The following is an 18,116-nucleotide window of genomic DNA, read 5'->3' as shown; positions in this document are numbered from 1 at the left end:
TTATGAATTTTAAAAAATACATGACAACTACAGTGTTTTTAATAGGAATATTACTATTTTTATTGGTGGGATTAAATATTTTTATGAATAGTCTTGAAAATATATTTTCTATATTAGTAAATGGGGTAATAATATTATTATTAATTATTACTATATTTTCAACTTTAGTTACCTATATGGTTGTAAATGATAAAAGAGTAAATAAATATATAATGAAGTTTAACTTTAGTATAGTTAGCTTTTTATATCCTGTACTTATTGTTTTAGGGAATACTTTAAATGTGCCTAAAAATGAAATAAGAAAAGTATATATAAAATTAAATAATAATTATATATATAGTAATAGGTATAAGATAAAGCCTGAAGACATACTTATTTTAATACCACATTGTATCCAAAAAAGTGAATGTAAATTAAAGATAACTACAAATGTAAGAAACTGCAAAAGTTGTGGACTTTGTAATGTAAAAGATTTAATAGATTTACAGGATAAGTACAATGTACATGTATTTATAGCAACTGGAGGTACATTAGCTAGAAAGAAAATAAAAGAAACTAGACCTAAGGCTGTAGTTGCTGTAGCTTGCGAAAGAGATTTAACTGCAGGAGTACAAGATATAAGACAAGTACCAGTTTTAGGAGTCTTTAACAAAAGACCTAATGGGCCTTGCGTAGATACAAAAATTGATGCAAGTGAAGTTGAAAATGCAATAAAATTCTTTATAGGAGAGTGTTAAATATGATGCACTATGGCTATGGATATATGTTTGATCCGACATTGTTTATTTTAATACCAGGTATATTATTTACTATGTATGCTCAGTTCAAAGTAAGTAGCACAACAAGTAGATACTTTAGAGTTCAAAGTAGATTAGGTTATACAGGAGAACAAACGGCTAGAAAAATATTAGATGCAAATGGACTTTATAATGTTAATATTGAAATGGTTAGAGGAAGTCTTAGCGACCACTATGACCCAAGAAGTAATGTAGTTAGGTTATCACAAGATGTTTATTATGGTACATCTATTACTTCTGTTTCAGTTGCAGCACATGAATGTGGGCATGCAATTCAACATGCTAAGGGATATGCGCCTCTTCAAATGAGAAGTAGTTTAGTTCCTGTAGTGAACTTTGCGTCTAATATATCTTGGTTTTTAATATTCATAGGATTATTTATGACAGGTCCTTTCTTAAAAATTGGGATATTATTATTTTCAGCATCTGTAATATTCCAAATAATTACCTTACCAGTGGAATTCAATGCATCTAGTAGAGCTATGGTTCAAATTGGGAATGAAGGTATATTAGAAGGAAAAGAGATAAAACAAGGGAGAGAAGTACTAACAGCAGCTGCCTTAACATACGTTGCAGCAGCATTAGCATCAGTGCTTCAATTATTAAGATTAATTGCAATATCACAAAGACGTGATGATTAATAGAGATTGTCCTAGGGGTTTCTAGGACTTTTTCTATTTAAATATATGGAGGTATTTAATGAACGCAAGAGAATTAGCATTTAAAACACTATACGATATAGAAAGAAATAAAAATTATTCAAATTTATCTATTAACAAAAATTTTAAAAACGTAAATATAAGTGATCAGGAAAAAGGTCTTGCAACAGAACTTATTTATGGAATTATAGAAAATAAATATTATTTAAATTATATAATAGATAAATTATCTAAGATAAAATCGAAAAAAATGTCAACCTATGTTAAAATATCATTATGGTTAGGAATTTATCAAATACTATTTTTAGATAGCATAAAAGAGCATGCAGCAGTAAACGAGAGCGTTTCTCTTATTAAAAAATATGATAAAAAGTCATCGGGATTTGTGAATGCTATACTTAGAAATGTACTAAGAAACAAAGAGACTATAATGGATATAGAAAAAGAAAATAAGATAGATACTTTATCTATAAAGTATTCATATAGCCCATGGATAATTCAAAAATGGATGAATGTATTTGGAGAAGAATTTACAGAGGATTTATTAGAAGCTAATTCTGAAAAACCTAATTTATATATAAGAGTAAATACAACTAAAATAACTAAAGATGAATTAATCGAAAAGTTAAAGGCTCAAGGAATTGTATGCAGTAAAGTTAATGGAATTGATGAAGCTATAATGGTACAAAATCTTAAAAATATAGAAGGTAATAAATTATTTAGAGATGGACTTTTCACAGTTCAAGATATAAGTTCTATGCTTGTAGGAAAAGTAACAAATCCAAAAGAAGGTAGTTTGGTTTTAGATATGTGTAGTGCGCCAGGAGGTAAAACAACACATTTGGCAACTTTAATGAATAATAGTGGACAAGTTATAGCAAGAGATGTATTTGAACATAAATTAAAACTTATAAATAATACTGTTAATAGATTAGGATTAAAAAATGTAAAAGTAGAAAATTTAGATGCATTAGAAATAGATGAAAGTAGTATAGATAAATTCGATTATGTAGTATCGGATGTTCCTTGTTCTGGAATGGGAATAATAAAAAGAAAACCAGAAATAAAGTTTAAAAAAGAAGAAGATCTTAAAGACTTACCGGTTATACAAGGTGCTATTTTAAATAATGCAGCTAAGTATGTTAAAGTTGGTGGGCACTTAATATATAGTACTTGTACTATACATGATGAAGAAAATATAGATATAATTAATAAATTCTTACAAGATAATGAAAAATTTGAATTAGAACCTATTGATGAAGTTAAGATTGATTTAGATAATCAAGATAAAGGATATATAAAAATTTATCCAAATATACATGGTATGGACGGATTTTTTATAGCAAAACTTAAGAGAGTAAGGTAGGCAATTATATGGATAATAAGACATGTTTAAAAAATTTAACTGAAGAAGAAATAAAAGAGTTTTTAAAAAGTATAGGAGAGAAAGCTTTTAGAGGATCTCAAATATTTAGCTGGATTTATAAAGGAGCAAAATCTTTTGATGATATGAATAATATACCAAAAGCTCTAAGAGAAAAATTAGATGAGGTTTCATATATAGGCAGCTTAGATGTTGAATTAAAATTAGAATCTAAAATTGATGGAACTAGAAAGTATTTATTTTTACTTAATGATGGGAATATAATAGAAAGTGTAATGATGGAATATGAACATGGCGTAACCGTATGTATATCAAATCAAGTTGGATGTAGAATGGGATGTAGATTTTGCGCATCTACTATAGATGGATTACTAAGAAATTTAGAACCTTGGGAAATATTAGATCAAATAATACAAATTCAAGAGGATATAGGTAAAAGAGTGTCAAATATTGTATTGATGGGAAGTGGTGAACCTCTTGATAACTTTGATAATACTAAGCAGTTTTTAAAACTAGTAAATGAAAAGAATGGGCTTAATATAGGATATAGACATATTACATTATCAACATGTGGAGTAGTTCCTAAAATGTATGAATTAGCAGATTTGAAAATTCCTATAAACTTAGCGTTGTCACTGCATTCTCCTTTTGATAAATCAAGAAAAGAGATAATGCCAATAGCAAATGCATATTCAATAAAAGAAGTTATAGATGCGTGTAAATACTATATAGAAAGTACTAATAGAAGGGTTACGCTTGAGTATTCATTAATAAAAGGTGTGAATGACTCTATAGATGATGCTAATCAATTGTCTAAAATTTTAAAGGGTATGTTATGTCATGTTAACTTAATACCTATAAACAAAGTAGAAGAAAGAGATTATGAAAAACCAGATAAAACTTATGTATATAAATTTAGAGATATGTTAAATGAAAAAAATATACCGGCTACTATAAGAAGAGAAATGGGAGCGGATATAAATGGAGCTTGTGGTCAATTAAGAAGAAAACACAAATAGATGAAGGGGGGAAAATTATGAAATATAGTTGTATTTCCCATATTGGAAGAATAAGAAAAAATAACGAAGACTATTGCAAAGGTGAAATTATATCAACAAATTCGGGAGATATAGGAATATTTGCAATAGCTGACGGTATGGGTGGCCATAATAAGGGTGAAGTTGCAAGTGAATTAGCTGTAGAAAATATAGTGAAGTTTTTGAAAAATAACTTAGTTCAAAATGAATTTGTAAAAATAAATTATATAGATGATATTCTTAAGCAAGCTTATAATAACGTAAACTCTATAATATACAAAAAATCTAAAGATGATGAAATATGTACTGGAATGGGAACTACATTAACAACTGTAATAATACATAAAGGAAAAGTATATATTGCAAATGTAGGAGACAGCAGATGTTATATGTTACACGATGGAGAGTTTGAAAAAGTTACAAGAGATCATTCTTTAGTCGAAGAACTTATAGCAAAGCATGCTATAACTGAAGAAGAAGCAAAAACACACCCAAATAGAAATATTATAACAAGAGCTCTGGGAACGGAACAAATTATATTAGTTGATATTTATAAAAAAGATATTAGTAAAGATGATAAAGTTTTATTAGCTACTGATGGATTAACAGGGTTTGTAGATAAAAGCGAAATAAATGAAATTATATCTAAAGATGAGGAAGTAGAAGTTATAGCTGAAAATTTAATAAACAAGGCTAATGAACTATCAGGGAAAGACAATGTATCGGTTATATTAGTTAATTATAATTAGGATGGTGATATAGTGGGAGAAACAGTTTTAGGAAATAGATATGAAATAATAAAAAAAATAGGCGATGGAGGCATGGCTTTTGTATATGAAGCTAGAGATAAGCTTTTAAACAGAACTGTAGCCATAAAGGTTTTAAGACCAGAGTTTGTGGATGATGAAGAATTTTTAACTAAATTTAAAAGAGAAGCCGAAGCCGTTGCAAGTCTTTCGCATCCTAACATTGTAAATGTATATGATGTAGGAGAAGATGGAAAAGTTCATTACATAGTAATGGAGCTTATAGAAGGACAAAATTTAAAGGATATAATAAAAAATGAAGGTACTTTAGATGAATATACAGCATTAGATATAGCTAAGCAAATAGCTAAAGCGTTAGGTGCCGCACATAGAAAAGGGATTATACATAGAGATATAAAACCTCATAATATACTTATATCTAATGAAGGCAGACTTGTTAAAGTTGCTGACTTTGGTATAGCTAAGGCTGTATCTAGTTCAACTATAACAAGTACTGGAAGTGTAATAGGTTCGGTACACTATTTTTCACCAGAACAAGCTAAAGGAAAATTTGTTTCAAATACAACAGACTTATACTCTTTAGGTATCGTATTATACGAGATGATAATAGGAAGAGTTCCTTTTACAGGAGAAAGCCCTATATCCATAGCGCTTCAACATATAAATGAAGAGATAGAATTTACTCAAGAAGAGAAAGTTTCTATTCCTCAAAGTGTTAGAAATATAATAAAGAAATTAACTTCAAAGTCTAGTGCTGATAGATATCAAGGTGCAGATGAGTTAATAGAAGATATCGAGTATATAGAAAAAAATATAGATTTAGATTTTATAAAAGAATATGATAATTACGCTACTCAAAAAATAGATGAAGCTGAGCTAAATAAAGCTTTAAAGTTAGCGGAGACTAAACCACAAAATATATATGAAGAAGATGACGTGGAAGAAGAACTAGACAATGTAGTTCCTGTTAAATCTTCTTCAAAAAGAAATAAGAAAAAGAATAAAAATAAAAAAGAGGATAATCCTAAAAGCAAAAAAAGATGGAAAATAGCAGCTATAGTTTTAACTTTAGTGCTTATAACACAAATCGCAGTTATAGCCAAAATTGCTTTAGGATTTAAAAATAAGGATACAGCAGAGGGAACTGCTCCGAATTTAGTAAATATGGAACTTGATGAAGCCCAAAAGAAAGCTGATGATTTGGGACTAAATATAAGGGTTAGTATAGAGGAATATAGTGATAGTGTTGAAAAAAATCATGTAATATCACAAACTCCAAATGCTGGAACGCCAGTTAACCCGGGAGATACAATTACTGTAACTATAAGTAAGGGTCAAAATCAAACATCTATACCAAGTGTTGTAGGTAAGACGTTAGGAGAAGCTGGAAATATTTTAAAAGAAAATAAACTACAATTAGGAAATGTAAAATATGTAGATAGTAATGAGGCTAAAGATATAGTTGTAGCTCAAAATCCAAACTCTGGAAATATAAAACCAGGAGATAAGGTGAATGTAGAAGTTAGTAAAGGACCTCAACAAAAGCCAGAACCTAAACCAGAAGAGCCAAAAGAGCCAGAAACTCCAAAAGAGCCAGAGACGCCAACAGAACCAGGAACAGGAGGATCTGGGAATGAAGGAGATCAAGGAACTGGTAATGGAGGAAACCAAGGAACTGGTAATGGAGGGGACCAGGGAACAGATGGATCAGGGTCAGATGGATCAGGAACAGGGAACCAAGGATCAGGGAACCAAGGATCAGGGACAGGAGATCAAGGCTCAGGTACACAAACACCTCCCTCTCAACCTACAGATCATTAAAGTGTGAGTAGTGTAACTAGCACTTCAAATTAAACATAGAATAAATAATAATTATAAAAAGTCCAATGATTAATAATTATTGGACTTTTTTGTAATATTTATGTAAATTAATATAGATAATATTAATTGGAAGTTTAACTAAATTTTATAGGAGGAATTAAATGATAGAAGGAATTATTACAAAAGGTATTGGGGGATTTTATTATATAGATACAAATCAAGGTGTATACGAATGTAGAGCTAGAGGTATATTTAGAAAAGAAAAAATTACTCCTTTAGTAGGAGATAATGTAAAAATAAATATAATTGATGATGAAAATAAAAAAGGTGTACTTGAAGAAATAGAAGATAGAGACACAGAATTAGTAAGACCGCCAATAGCTAATGTAAATAAAGCGATAATTGTATTTGCTATAAAAAATCCAAATCCAAATTTATCATTACTAGATAGATTCATAGTTTTGGCAGAAAGAGAATCTTTAGATATTGTTATAGTACTTACGAAGGCTGATTTAGCTACAGATGAGGAACTAAACAAATTAAAAAGAATATATGAAACGAGTGGTTACAAAGTAATACCCGTTAGTAATGAAGCTAAAATAAATATAGATAAGGTAAAAGAGGAATTAAAAGGCAATATAGTTGTATTTGCGGGTCCTTCTGGAGTAGGAAAATCAACTTTATTAAATAATATAGATAGTAAATTTCAACTGCAAACAGGTGAAGTTAGTGATAAAATAAAAAGAGGAAAACATACAACAAGACATGCAGAGCTTTTAAAGTTAGAATGTGGAGGTATGGTAGCAGATACTCCTGGATTTAGTTCATTAACTTTAGATGATATAGAAGAAGATGAACTAAAGGAATACTTCATAGAATTTGATGAGTTTTCAGATGGATGCAAATTCGGAGGAAGATGTATGCATGAAAATGAGCCTATATGTGGGGTTAAAGAAGGGGTAAATGAAAGTAAAATAGCTAAAGAAAGATATGAAAGCTACTTACAATTGCTAAAAGAAAAGAGACAATCAAAGAGGAGGTATTAAAGATGATAAAGATGGCACCATCGATTTTATCAGCAGATTTTGCAAGGTTATTAGAGGATGTTAAGAAAGTGGAAAGAGCAGGTTGTGAATATTTACATATAGATGTTATGGATGGACATTTTGTTCCAAATATAACTTTAGGGCCAGCTATTGTTAAATCGTTAAGAAAAGATGTAAATATGGTATTTGATGCTCATTTAATGATAGAGAATCCAGATAACTACATAAAGGATTTTGTAGATGCTGGATGTGATATGATAGTAGTTCATGAAGAGGCTTGTACTCATTTACATAGAACTATACAAAATATTAAATCATTTAATGTTAAAGCTGGTGTTGCATTAAACCCAGCAACTCCTATAGAAAATATTAAATATATACTAAATGATATAGACATGGTGCTTATAATGACAGTTAATCCAGGGTTTGGGGGACAATCATTTATAGGAACAATGATAGATAAAATAAAAGAGTTAAAAGCATTAATAGATGAAAAAGGATTAGATGTAGATATACAAGTTGATGGAGGAATAAAACCTTCAAACGTTAGCGAAGTTGTAAAAGCAGGAGCTAATGTTATAGTAGCAGGTTCAGCTATATTTAATAGTGATGATATAGAAGCTACTGTTAAAGAATTCAGACTAAATGCATCTAAGTAAGAGGATATTATGAAAGCATGTATTTTATTAAATGGTAGAATAGAAGATTTAAACTTTTTAAAAAAGACGATTGATAAAGAAAATTACGATTATATAATCTGTGCAGATGGAGGAGCTAACTTTTTATACAAAATAAAAGTAGTTCCAGATTATATACTTGGAGATTTAGATTCTTTGGAATTAAAAGTTAAAAACTACTTTAAAGAAAAAGGTGTAAATTTTAAAAAATTCCCTGAAAGAAAAAATGAAACAGATACGCAATTGTGTATACATTTAGCTAAAGGGTTAGGTATTGTTGATATAGACCTTTTAGGGGCATTAGGAGGGCGTATAGACCATACTGTCGCTAATATAAACCTTATGTACTATATCAAAAAATTAGGACTAAATCCTGTAATAAAAAACAATAAAGAAGAATTACATATGATAGAAAGTGAATATATCGATATATTCGGGAAAAAAGGAGACACGATATCGGTTTTACCTGTTAATGGAGATTCGGCAGGTATAACTCTTGAAGGTCTTGAATACCCACTTAAAGATGCAACTATAGAATATGGAGACCCGATAGGTATATCAAATGTAATGGAAAGTGATAAATGTAGAATAACTGTCGAGAAAGGAACTTTGTTGATAGTTAAAAATATAGAGCCAGTATAGTTTAAGCTATGCTGGCTCTATATTTTTAATAAAATATAGTATAGCTTGGTCTATTTTTAGTAATTTGTATTAAAGAAAAGAAATCATGAATATGATATTGTAGGAAGTTATTTATAGGAGGGAATAGTTTGAGGAATCAATACAGAAATTTACTTGGAATTTTATGCTTAGCAACGGGATTAACTGTAATTTTAGCGTTGATACTTCCAAATTGGATGTGGATGATACTACTAGCTATTGTCCTTATAGGGTGTGGAGTAATGTTATTTATGTAAAATAAATATTATTTTTAAGGGGGATATTGGAATGAAGGTAATAACTGTTAAATGTCCAAAATTTTTATCTAAGATAATAGTTTTTTTTATGAGAAAAAAATAGTCTTGAGACAAAAAAATAAAAGCCTACTGCGTGTAGGCTTTTTTTACTAAAACTAAGCTCTTTCAACTTTTCCAGAACGTAAACATCTAGTACAAACTTTTATTCTCTTTGGAGTACCATCTATTATCGCTCTAACGTTTCTTAAGTTAGCAGACCAAGTTCTTCTGCTATGTTTATTTGAGTGGCTCACTTGGTTTCCTGAAACTTTACCTTTACCACATACGTTACATACCTTTGCCATTTTACGTACACCTCCTTAAATGATAACTATAACACTGAAAACACAGTTTATATTAACATAAATCTCTAAAAAATGCAATAGAAATATATATTTGTCTTACACATATTGAAGAAATTCTTGTTATCATATAAAATTATATATATAATTCTATATAAAGTAAATATTAAAGTTAAAAATAAAATTAAAAATAATTTTAGGGGGTCAAACCATGAGCGCTAAAATAAACAACGAATTTGGAACAATAGAAATAGACAAGCATGTTATAGCACAAATAGTATATCAATCTGCGATGGAAAGTTATGGATTAGTAGGACTGGCATATAAGACAAAAGGCATAGTTGAATTATTAAAAGGAGAAAATGCTACTAAAGGTGTTAGCGTACAAGAACTAGAAGATGGAACTATAGCTATAGAACTTTACGTAATAATGCAATATGGAACAAATATATCAACTGTTGCAAATAACATAATAGATAAAGTAAAATATACAATTGAGAAAATAACTGCGTTAAAAGTAAGTAAAATAGATGTTAATGTTCAAGGTATACGAGTTAAGTAATTTAGGAGGAAAAATATGATTCAATATATTGATGGGAAAAATTTAAGAGACATGTTTGTCTCTGGTGCAAATAATCTTCAAAACAGTAAAGATTATGTAGATAAACTGAACGTGTTCCCAGTTTCAGATGGAGACACAGGTACAAATATGTCTCTTACGATATCTTATGCTATGAAAGAATTATCAAAAGTTAGTGAAGATGATATAACTAATATAGGTAAATCTTTAGCAAAAGGATCTTTAATGGGAGCTAGAGGTAACTCAGGTGTTATATTATCTCAAATAATAAGAGGATTTACAAAATCTATAGAAGGAAAAGAAAAACTAAGTTCTATGGATTTGGCTCAAGCATTTAAAAATGGATCAGATACAGCGTATAAGGCTGTTATAAAACCAATAGAAGGAACTATATTAACTGTAGTTAGAGAAAGTGGAGAGTATGCTATAAAAGCTGCTAAGAAAGAGCAAGATATACTGAAATTTTTAGAATTGGTTATAAAAGAAGCTAATGAGTCTTTAGAAAGAACTCCAGATTTACTTAAAAACTTAAAAGACGCTGGAGTTGTTGATTCAGGTGGTAAAGGACTAGTACTTATATATGAAGGTATGTATGAGGCATTAAAAGGTAATGTGATTGCTGCTAATGGGCCAGGATCATCAAGTTCTTCTTCAGTGGAAGCTATGCAAGGTGAGATAAACACTGATGATATAAAATTTGCTTATTGTACAGAATTTATATTAGAAAGCAATAAAGTAACTTATGATAAAATAAGAGATATAATGTTAGATTATGGAGACAGTTTAGCAGTAGTTGGAGATGAAGGATTAATAAAAGTTCATGTTCATACTAATGAACCTGGATCAGTACTTCAAGAGGCTTTAAAATATGGACAATTAGTTACTATAAAAATAGAGAATATGAAAGTTCAGCATGAAAATATTTTAGTTGAAAATCAAACAGCAGTATCAGAAGAACCTGCTAAGGAATATGGATTTATAGCTACATCAATGGGTAGTGGATTAGCAGATATATTTAAAGACTTTGGAGTTGACTACATAATAGAAGGTGGGCAAACAATGAATCCTAGTACAGAGGATTTCATGAAAGCTATAGAGTCTATAAATGCAGAAAATATTATAATACTACCAAACAATAGTAATATAATAATGGCTGCAAACCAAGCTAAAGCATTAAGTGACAAAAACATAATAGTTATACCAAGTAAAAACGTACCACAAGGATTTACATCTCTTGTAAGTTTTAATGCTGATGCAAGTGTAGAAGAAAATGAAGCTACAATGGTAGAAGCTTTATCAATGGTAAAATCAGGGCAAGTTACTTATGCAGTTAGAGATACTGTTATGAATGATATAGAAGTAAAAGAAGGAAACTTCATAGGAATAGGTGAAGGAAAGCTATTATCGGCAGGAGAAAAGAAAGAAGATATAACTTTAGGATTAATAGAAAAATTAGTAGACGAAGACAGCGCAATTATAACTTTATTCTATGGAGAAGAAGTAACTGAAGAAGAAGCTAACGAGTTTAAATCGATATTAGAAGAAAAATACGAAGATATAGATATAGAACTTTATTATGGCGGTCAGCCAATATACTATTATTTAATATCTGTTGAATAATATTTCAGAAATCCTGTATAATCTTACTATTAGGTAAGTTAAATTATACAGGATTTTTTTTAGGGTGATAAATATGAATAATTTAAATAAAGAAATTAAATATGTAAAAGGAATTGGTCCAAAACGTGCTAATAAACTAAGTAAATTAGGTATATTTACTGTATCTGACTTGCTTTTTTATTTTCCAAGACAATATGAAGATAGAAATAATCTAAGAAAAATATTTGAACTAAAAGATGAAGAAAAAGTAACTATAAGAGCTATTGTAAGTAGTATAGAGACGTCTAATGTTAGAAAGGGTCTAGTTATAACTAAGGTAGGCGTAAGGGATGAAACGGGTTTCGCTAGATTAGTATTTTTTAACCAAGAGTATATAAGTTCTACTTTGAAAAAAGGAGATACTGTATTTGTATTTGGAAAGGTTAAGAAAACTTCTTATGGAATTGAGATGAGTTCTTGTGAAGTTGAACAAATGAGCAACAATCCTAAAAATACATGTGGAATAATGCCTATATACCCACTGACCTATGGATTAACAAATAAAGAGCTTATAAACATAGTAAAAACTGTTTTTAGTAATGGACAAATTTATATTAAGGAATACCTTCCAAATAAAATTATACAAAAGTATAAACTTTGCAGTATTGATTTTGCAGTTAAAAATATACATTCGCCGACTAACAAAGAAAGTTTAAAAGTAGCACTATACAGATTAGTATTTGAAGAATTTTTAATGCTTCAACTAGGGCTATTTCTATTCAAAAATGGTGTTACTGAAAAATCTGGTGTTAAGTTCGAAAAAGAGCAAAATCTTGTTAAAATATTAAATTCTTTACCATTTAAACTTACAAACGCACAAAATCGAGCATTAAATGAAATTATTGATGACATGAACTGTGAGAAAGTAATGAATAGATTGGTTCAAGGAGATGTAGGAAGTGGTAAAACAGTAGTAGCACTTTTAGCATTGGCAAATTGTGTTTTAAATGGCTATCAAGGGGCTTTAATGGCACCTACTGAGATATTAGCAGAACAACACTTTATATCTTTAAATGAAACGCTATCACCGTTTGGGATTAATGTAGGGTTACTGGTAGGGAGTTTAACGAAAAAACAAAAAGAGAATGTATTACAAAGAGTAAAAGAAAATGAAATTGATATTTTAATTGGAACTCATGCGCTTATAGAAGATAAGGTGGAGTTTAACAACTTAGGCATAGTAATAACCGACGAACAACATAGATTTGGAGTTAGACAAAGAAACAAACTTTCAGAAAAGGGATATAATCCTGATATTTTGGTTATGACAGCTACTCCAATTCCTAGAACTTTAGCTTTAATTTTGTATGGAGATTTAGATATATCTATAATTGATGAACTTCCACCAGGAAGACAACCTATTGAAACTTTAGCTGTATATAAGGATAAGAGGGAAAAAGCGTATAATAGTTTGGTAAGGTCTGAAGTTCAAAAGGGTAGACAAGTTTATATAGTATGCCCTTTGGTAGAAGAAAGTGAAGCTATAGAGGCTAAGGCTGCTGTAGATTTAGTAGAGGAGCTAAAGAGTGAATTTTTTAGTGACTTGAGATTAGGTCTTTTGCATGGTAAAATGAAACCTAGTGAAAAAGATGAAACAATGAAAAAATTTAAGAACAAAGAATTAGATATACTAGTATCTACAACTGTTATTGAAGTTGGAGTAAATGTACCTAATGCAACCCTTATGATAATTGAAAATGCAGAACGATTTGGATTAGCTCAACTACATCAGTTAAGAGGTAGGGTTGGTAGAGGAAGTCATAAGTCTTATTGTATATTGATTTATTCATCGAAATCAGAAGTGTGCTCGCAAAGAATGTCCATCATGGAAGAAACAACAGATGGATTTAAAATCTCAGAAAAAGACCTTGAGATTAGGGGGCCAGGTGAGTTCTTTGGAACAAGACAACATGGGTTACCAGAGCTAAAGGTGGCTAATATATTTAAGCATATGAAAATATTGAAAATAGCTCAACAAGAGGCTAGATATATAATAAGTGAAGATCCAAAACTTAATAATTTTGAAAATGAAAAAATAAAAAAAGAAATATTGAAGAAATTTGAAAATAGATTGGAAGAAATATCATTAAATTAGGAAATAATTTGTGATAAAATAAAATGGAAGGAGAAATTATATTGAGAGTAATTTCAGGAAAAGCCAGAGGACTAAAATTAAATACACCTAAAAGTGAAGATGTTAGACCAACTACTGATAGAGTTAAAGAATCTTTATTTAATATAATTAACCCATACATAATGGATGGAGATATTTTAGATTTATTTGCAGGTACAGGGTCTCTAGGTATAGAGTGTTTATCAAGAGGTGCTAACAAATGTGTATTTGTAGATTTAAATAGAAGTAGTATTGATATAGTAAAAAGTAATATAAAAAAAGCTAGGGTAGAAGAAAACAGTGAAGTCATGAATATTGATTTTAAGTCGGCAATTGAAAGAGTTAAAAATAATTCGTACAAGTTTGATGTTATATTTATGGACCCTCCATATTACAAAGATATGTTCCAAGATGCATTAGAGAGAATTGATAAGTCAAACATACTAAAAGAAGATGGTATTATCGTTGTTGAACATGATACAAAACAAGAATTTCCAGAGAATGTTGGGAACCTAGTTAAAAACAGAAATAAAAAATATGGAAACACTACGCTTACATTTTATAGTATGGAGGATTAAGAATGGAAAATACAGTTAGAAAAGCTATATTTGCAGGAAGCTTTGACCCTATAACAAATGGGCACTTAGACATAATAGAAAGAGCTTCTAAATTATTCGATGAACTACAAATAGGGGTACTTTATAATCCGAATAAAAAGGGACTATTTACATTTGAAGAAAGAGTTAAGTTAATAAAAGAATGCACAAACCATATTTCTAATATAAAAATAGTTAGTTTTGATGGGCTTTTAGTCAACTATTGTGAAAAAAATGGTATCCAGACTCTAGTAAGAGGTATAAGAAATGGAGCGGATGTAGAGTATGAACTTCAAATGGCTCATATGAATAAAGAATTAAATCCAAATATAGAGACTGTAATATTACCTACGACTACTAAGTATTCATACATAAGTTCATCTCTTATAAAAGAAGTGTTAAATTTTGATGCAAATATAGAGAATTTAGTGCCTAAGGTGATTTTAGAAGAATTAAAAAGAAAAACTAATAGGGGGAAATAACATGAATATAGATTTAGAAATAATGGAACTATTAGAGGAGTTAGAAAGTGTTATAAATAATGCAAGTTCAATTCCCTTTTCGCATAAATCAGGAATAGACAAAGAAGAAGTTTTAAGTATTATATCAGACATAAAAGTTATACTTCCAGAAGAAGTTAAACAAGCTGTATGGATAAACAAAGAAAGACAAAAAATACTTAATAATGCGAATCAAGATGCAGAAATTTTGATAGAACAAGCAAAAAAAGAAGCTATCCAAATAATTGAAAAAGCAAATAAAGAAAGTGAAGATATGAAAAAAAATTCCGAAGAAATAATAAAATCATACATAGATTCAGATGGTTTAGTAGTTGAAGCCGAAGAAAAAGCTAAATCTATAGTGGAAAAAGCAGAATATACAGCAAAAGAGATTAAAATAGGGTCTATAAGATATGCAGATGATGTTTTAGAGGGATTACAATACAATCTTCAAAGTATAATGGATGAAATATCAACAAATAGAAGTGAACTAAGTGAATAAAAAATAGCTGACTCAAAATGCGATTGAGTCAGCTATTTTTTATTTTTTTAAAAATCATAAAAGAAGAAATAAAATAAATTATTACTAGTAAAGGTAAAATTATATGATAGTTATTTATGTATAAGCTCCAAATTGAGCTATTATAAAACACATTAGATGTAGTAGATCGTTTTATAAATAAATTACTAGAATTTATTAATGGATAAAATGCAAAAGTGAAAACGGCTGCGAATACTCCGTGTAAAAATTTAGAAATTATATATGTACCTGTATTTATATCTGTTTGAGCTAAAAAACTACAACATTGAGCTAATATAGAAAGACCACTAAATGCTATTATAAAGCTACATAATGAAGCTCGTATTATTTCAGGTATATTAGATACGCTAGATATTTGATTACATCCAATTGTTATTTCAAATAAACCACTTATAAAAGAAGAACATAAATCAAGAGAAAATCCAAATATAGATAATGGAATGTAAATTATGTAAGAAATCAAATTTATAAACTTAAATATAGATAAAACTTTAAATACAACTGAAAATACTATGACGAATCCGCCAACCATAAGTATTGTATTTACCCCACTAAAAACAGCATCTCCAAATAAAACAAAAAATCCTTTATTTTCTTTTTTTCTAAATTCCATAATTTTTTTTACTTCAAATTTAAAATTGAAGTTATCATTACTTACACTTTCTTTGCCATAATTTTTAAATAATATTCCAACAGTTAAAGATCCTAAGTAATGACAAAGTAACATTAAATAGCCTAATGAAGGGTTATTAAACATTCCAATGGAAACTGCACCGACTATAAAAAGTGGACCAGATGTAGAACAAAAAGAAACTAGCCTTTGAGCTTCAAATTTAGAAATTTCGTTGTTTTGTCTAAGTTCAGAAGCAAGCTTTGCTCCAACTGGATATCCTGATACTGTAGATATAGCGAAAACTAAAGAACTTTTACCAGACACATTAAAAAGTTTTTTTGTAACTGGATTGATTATTAATCCCAAAACATCTACAAATTTAAGTCTAACTATTAAATTAGCAGCTATTATAAATGGTAATAAGGATGGTATCAAGGTATCTACCCATATTGAAAATCCATTTTTAGCTGCCAAAATAGAATCCTTAGGAAATAAAATTATACCTATTATAAGTAGCATAACGATTAAAGATGGAGTTAAAAACTTTAAAAATTTTATTTTCTTCAAAATATCACCTACTTTGCTATACTCTTTAATAAGTATATTAAAAGTAATTATGAACTATGATAAAATTCATTGGCTTTGAGGAGTCAAACGTTTGGAGCATTTCATATAGTAAAAAATTAACTTTGAAACTGATAAAAACCTACCTAAGAAAGGCAGGTTTTTATCAGTTACTTTATGTATTTAGGTGATATATAATAATCCATAGGGCCTTTAAGTAAAGATTTATTATTTTTATAATAAGGGATATTATACATATTTGTAGCTTTTATATCATATTTTATTAGTGTTTTGAAAGTTTCATTTTCAGCAAAATTTATATCTGAAAATTTATTTATAATTTTTATATCAGAGTTTAATTTTATTTGTTTTATTATCTCTCTACCTTTATCGTTAAAGGCTAAAATCCTAACATAAGGCATTTCGTTTATATCTTTTACTAACGCCATATCTTTCTTTGATATTCCAAGTAATATATTATTCAATATTCTTTTTATTTTAGTTAATGTGTATCTTTTTGATTTAACGCTTTGTTGAAGTTCGTATAAGTTATTACATGTGAAAATTGATTTATATATTTTATTTTCTATACCTTCATTAACATCGAAATAGCTGCTTAATATATCGAAATCTCGTATAACTAATTCTCTTATAGTATCAAAATAAACTTCATCAAACATAGGATTAAATCCTGTATTCATAGAATCAGATATTAGATTGAAAGTTTTTTCGGGAACAACTGAGCATATTTCATTTATGTTTTTTGAATCTTTAAGTGATTTTCTAATTGCAGTAGCAGAACAAATTTCACTACTAATATCTTCAGAATTATAAGATGCTTGTACTCTAGTTATTGTAAAAGGCTTTATGTTGCTTTCATGTCTCAATAAACTTTTTATGTATTCCATTCCTAGGATATTATTAGAAGAATTTAATATTGTATTTAAATTTTGTTTATCTATATTATTTATAACATTATTTGTAATCAAATAATCACACAAAGCTTTGCTTCTAGCTGTAGCAAATAAAATTCCTTCATCTAGGTTTTTCTTTAAAAGTAATTTAAAATCCTCAGGTTCAGAAACTAATACTTTTGATATCTCAGTTAGTAAATCTATATTACCTTCTTCGCTACCAAAACATATAGAATCTATACAATTTAATGAGTTTAGTAGAGTTATAGCACCATGAGCAAAGAATTCTGCACTTTGGCACGCGAAAAGAGTAGGAAGCTCTACGACTAAATCTACTCCGTTTGAAACTGCAATTTCAGCTCTTTTATATTTATCAAATAGAGCAGGTTCTCCTCTTTGTAAAAAATTACCGCTCATCACAGCTATACTATGAGTAGCATTTGTTTTTTCTAAAGATTGTTTTAAATGATATAAGTGACCATTATGAAATGGATTATACTCGACTATAAGACCTAAAATGTTCATAAAAACCTCCTTTTATATTAAATATATACAAAAACAAAGGATTTATTGTTTATATATAGAATTAT

19 protein-coding genes are annotated in these 18,116 nt (G+C 28.9%); 16 read left to right on the top strand and 3 right to left on the bottom strand.

Features of this window, described 5'->3' with window-relative positions; all coding sequences use genetic code 11:
- Positions 1–2: 2 nt before the first annotated feature.
- The 10 genes from GFJ41_RS10070 (at position 3) to GFJ41_RS10025 (ending at position 9,105) form a co-directional block, all read left to right on the top strand.
- On the top strand, positions 3–737 hold the full coding sequence (locus tag GFJ41_RS10070; protein WP_021433846.1) for a DUF116 domain-containing protein: 735 nt from the start codon (positions 3–5) through the stop codon (positions 735–737).
- 2 nt (positions 738–739) lie between these two features.
- Positions 740–1,438: a zinc metallopeptidase gene (locus GFJ41_RS10065; protein ID WP_438637780.1), complete on the top strand. Its 699-nt coding sequence runs from the start codon at positions 740–742 to the stop codon at positions 1,436–1,438.
- Between the two features lie 58 nt (positions 1,439–1,496).
- Positions 1,497–2,822 (top strand): 16S rRNA (cytosine(967)-C(5))-methyltransferase RsmB, encoded by a 1,326-nt coding sequence (gene rsmB / locus GFJ41_RS10060; protein ID WP_170075250.1) that lies wholly within the window; start codon positions 1,497–1,499, stop codon positions 2,820–2,822.
- Between the two features lie 8 nt (positions 2,823–2,830).
- The gene (rlmN, locus tag GFJ41_RS10055; protein WP_170075249.1) at positions 2,831–3,859 is read left to right on the top strand and encodes a dual-specificity RNA methyltransferase RlmN; all 1,029 of its coding nucleotides are present in this window, start codon (positions 2,831–2,833) and stop codon (positions 3,857–3,859) included.
- A gap of 17 nt (positions 3,860–3,876) precedes the next feature.
- Positions 3,877–4,626, top strand: coding sequence for a Stp1/IreP family PP2C-type Ser/Thr phosphatase (locus GFJ41_RS10050; protein ID WP_170075248.1), 750 nt, complete (start codon positions 3,877–3,879; stop codon positions 4,624–4,626).
- A gap of 12 nt (positions 4,627–4,638) precedes the next feature.
- Positions 4,639–6,465, top strand: a complete 1,827-nt coding sequence (pknB, locus tag GFJ41_RS10045; RefSeq protein ID WP_170075247.1) for a Stk1 family PASTA domain-containing Ser/Thr kinase — start codon at positions 4,639–4,641, stop codon at positions 6,463–6,465.
- A gap of 161 nt (positions 6,466–6,626) precedes the next feature.
- Complete coding sequence (gene rsgA / locus GFJ41_RS10040; protein WP_170075246.1) at positions 6,627–7,511, top strand: ribosome small subunit-dependent GTPase A; 885 nt, start codon at positions 6,627–6,629, stop codon at positions 7,509–7,511.
- A 2-nt stretch (positions 7,512–7,513) separates the two neighbouring features.
- Positions 7,514–8,170 (top strand): ribulose-phosphate 3-epimerase, encoded by a 657-nt coding sequence (gene rpe, locus GFJ41_RS10035; protein ID WP_021430069.1) that lies wholly within the window; start codon positions 7,514–7,516, stop codon positions 8,168–8,170.
- 9 nt (positions 8,171–8,179) lie between these two features.
- Positions 8,180–8,830 carry a thiamine diphosphokinase gene (locus GFJ41_RS10030; protein WP_035115389.1) on the top strand — a complete coding sequence of 217 codons (651 nt, stop codon included), beginning with the start codon at positions 8,180–8,182 and terminating at the stop codon, positions 8,828–8,830.
- A 128-nt stretch (positions 8,831–8,958) separates the two neighbouring features.
- Entirely contained in the window at positions 8,959–9,105 is a 147-nt protein-coding gene (locus GFJ41_RS10025; protein ID WP_021430102.1) for a hypothetical protein, read from the top strand.
- Positions 9,106–9,260: 155 nt separating this feature from the next.
- On the opposite strand, the gene rpmB is transcribed toward GFJ41_RS10025, so the two are convergent.
- Positions 9,261–9,449, bottom strand: coding sequence for a 50S ribosomal protein L28 (gene rpmB, locus GFJ41_RS10020; RefSeq protein WP_021122933.1), 189 nt, complete (start codon positions 9,447–9,449; stop codon positions 9,261–9,263).
- Between the two features lie 208 nt (positions 9,450–9,657).
- On the opposite strand from rpmB, the gene GFJ41_RS10015 reads away from it, so the two are divergent.
- The 6 genes from GFJ41_RS10015 to GFJ41_RS09990 all read left to right on the top strand — a co-directional run bounded on the left by GFJ41_RS10015 (position 9,658) and on the right by GFJ41_RS09990 (position 15,396).
- On the top strand, positions 9,658–10,008 hold the full coding sequence (locus GFJ41_RS10015; protein WP_021429975.1) for an Asp23/Gls24 family envelope stress response protein: 351 nt from the start codon (positions 9,658–9,660) through the stop codon (positions 10,006–10,008).
- Positions 10,009–10,023: 15 nt separating this feature from the next.
- Entirely contained in the window at positions 10,024–11,646 is a 1,623-nt protein-coding gene (locus GFJ41_RS10010) for a DAK2 domain-containing protein (protein WP_170075245.1), read from the top strand.
- A gap of 73 nt (positions 11,647–11,719) precedes the next feature.
- A complete protein-coding gene (gene recG / locus GFJ41_RS10005) occupies positions 11,720–13,780 on the top strand; it encodes an ATP-dependent DNA helicase RecG (protein WP_170075244.1) in 2,061 nt (686 codons plus the stop codon).
- 41 nt (positions 13,781–13,821) lie between these two features.
- Positions 13,822–14,376 carry a 16S rRNA (guanine(966)-N(2))-methyltransferase RsmD gene (gene rsmD, locus GFJ41_RS10000; RefSeq protein ID WP_170075243.1) on the top strand — a complete coding sequence of 185 codons (555 nt, stop codon included), beginning with the start codon at positions 13,822–13,824 and terminating at the stop codon, positions 14,374–14,376.
- Positions 14,377–14,378: 2 nt separating this feature from the next.
- Positions 14,379–14,876, top strand: coding sequence for a pantetheine-phosphate adenylyltransferase (gene coaD / locus GFJ41_RS09995; RefSeq protein WP_021433837.1), 498 nt, complete (start codon positions 14,379–14,381; stop codon positions 14,874–14,876).
- 1 nt (position 14,877) lies between these two features.
- A complete protein-coding gene (locus GFJ41_RS09990; RefSeq protein ID WP_170075242.1) occupies positions 14,878–15,396 on the top strand; it encodes a hypothetical protein in 519 nt (172 codons plus the stop codon).
- 28 nt (positions 15,397–15,424) lie between these two features.
- Here GFJ41_RS09990 and GFJ41_RS09985 read toward each other — a convergent pair whose 3' ends face one another.
- The gene (locus GFJ41_RS09985) at positions 15,425–16,615 is read right to left on the bottom strand and encodes a nucleoside recognition domain-containing protein (RefSeq protein ID WP_226890249.1); all 1,191 of its coding nucleotides are present in this window, start codon (positions 16,613–16,615) and stop codon (positions 15,425–15,427) included.
- Positions 16,616–16,782: 167 nt separating this feature from the next.
- The gene (locus GFJ41_RS09980) at positions 16,783–18,051 is read right to left on the bottom strand and encodes a nucleotidyltransferase (RefSeq protein WP_170075241.1); all 1,269 of its coding nucleotides are present in this window, start codon (positions 18,049–18,051) and stop codon (positions 16,783–16,785) included.
- Between the last annotated feature and the right edge of the window lie 65 nt (positions 18,052–18,116).

Origin of the sequence: Paraclostridium dentum, from assembly GCF_012922555.1 — a bacterium.
Lineage (GTDB): Bacteria > Bacillota > Clostridia > Peptostreptococcales > Peptostreptococcaceae > Paraclostridium > Paraclostridium dentum.
The sequence above is the reverse complement of the archived record's forward strand: the minus strand, read 5'-3'. Positions and strand labels throughout refer to the sequence as shown.

Bases quoted from the DNA above. Each gene is read 5' to 3' on its own strand.
- GFJ41_RS10010 (WP_170075245.1), top strand. From the start codon at position 10,024: ATGATTCAATATATTGATGGGAAAAATTTAAGAGACATGTTTGTCTCT.
- rlmN (WP_170075249.1), top strand. From the start codon at position 2,831: ATGGATAATAAGACATGTTTAAAAAATTTAACTGAAGAAGAAATAAAA.
- rsgA (WP_170075246.1), top strand. From the start codon at position 6,627: ATGATAGAAGGAATTATTACAAAAGGTATTGGGGGATTTTATTATATA.
- GFJ41_RS09980 (WP_170075241.1), bottom strand. From the start codon at position 18,051: ATGAACATTTTAGGTCTTATAGTCGAGTATAATCCATTTCATAATGGT.
- rsmB (WP_170075250.1), top strand. From the start codon at position 1,497: ATGAACGCAAGAGAATTAGCATTTAAAACACTATACGATATAGAAAGA.
- coaD (WP_021433837.1), top strand. From the start codon at position 14,379: ATGGAAAATACAGTTAGAAAAGCTATATTTGCAGGAAGCTTTGACCCT.
- GFJ41_RS10030 (WP_035115389.1), top strand. From the start codon at position 8,180: ATGAAAGCATGTATTTTATTAAATGGTAGAATAGAAGATTTAAACTTT.
- rpmB (WP_021122933.1), bottom strand. From the start codon at position 9,449: ATGGCAAAGGTATGTAACGTATGTGGTAAAGGTAAAGTTTCAGGAAAC.
- GFJ41_RS10050 (WP_170075248.1), top strand. From the start codon at position 3,877: ATGAAATATAGTTGTATTTCCCATATTGGAAGAATAAGAAAAAATAAC.
- rpe (WP_021430069.1), top strand. From the start codon at position 7,514: ATGATAAAGATGGCACCATCGATTTTATCAGCAGATTTTGCAAGGTTA.
- recG (WP_170075244.1), top strand. From the start codon at position 11,720: ATGAATAATTTAAATAAAGAAATTAAATATGTAAAAGGAATTGGTCCA.
- GFJ41_RS10015 (WP_021429975.1), top strand. From the start codon at position 9,658: ATGAGCGCTAAAATAAACAACGAATTTGGAACAATAGAAATAGACAAG.
- GFJ41_RS10070 (WP_021433846.1), top strand. From the start codon at position 3: ATGAATTTTAAAAAATACATGACAACTACAGTGTTTTTAATAGGAATA.
- GFJ41_RS10065 (WP_438637780.1), top strand. From the start codon at position 740: ATGATGCACTATGGCTATGGATATATGTTTGATCCGACATTGTTTATT.
- GFJ41_RS09990 (WP_170075242.1), top strand. From the start codon at position 14,878: ATGAATATAGATTTAGAAATAATGGAACTATTAGAGGAGTTAGAAAGT.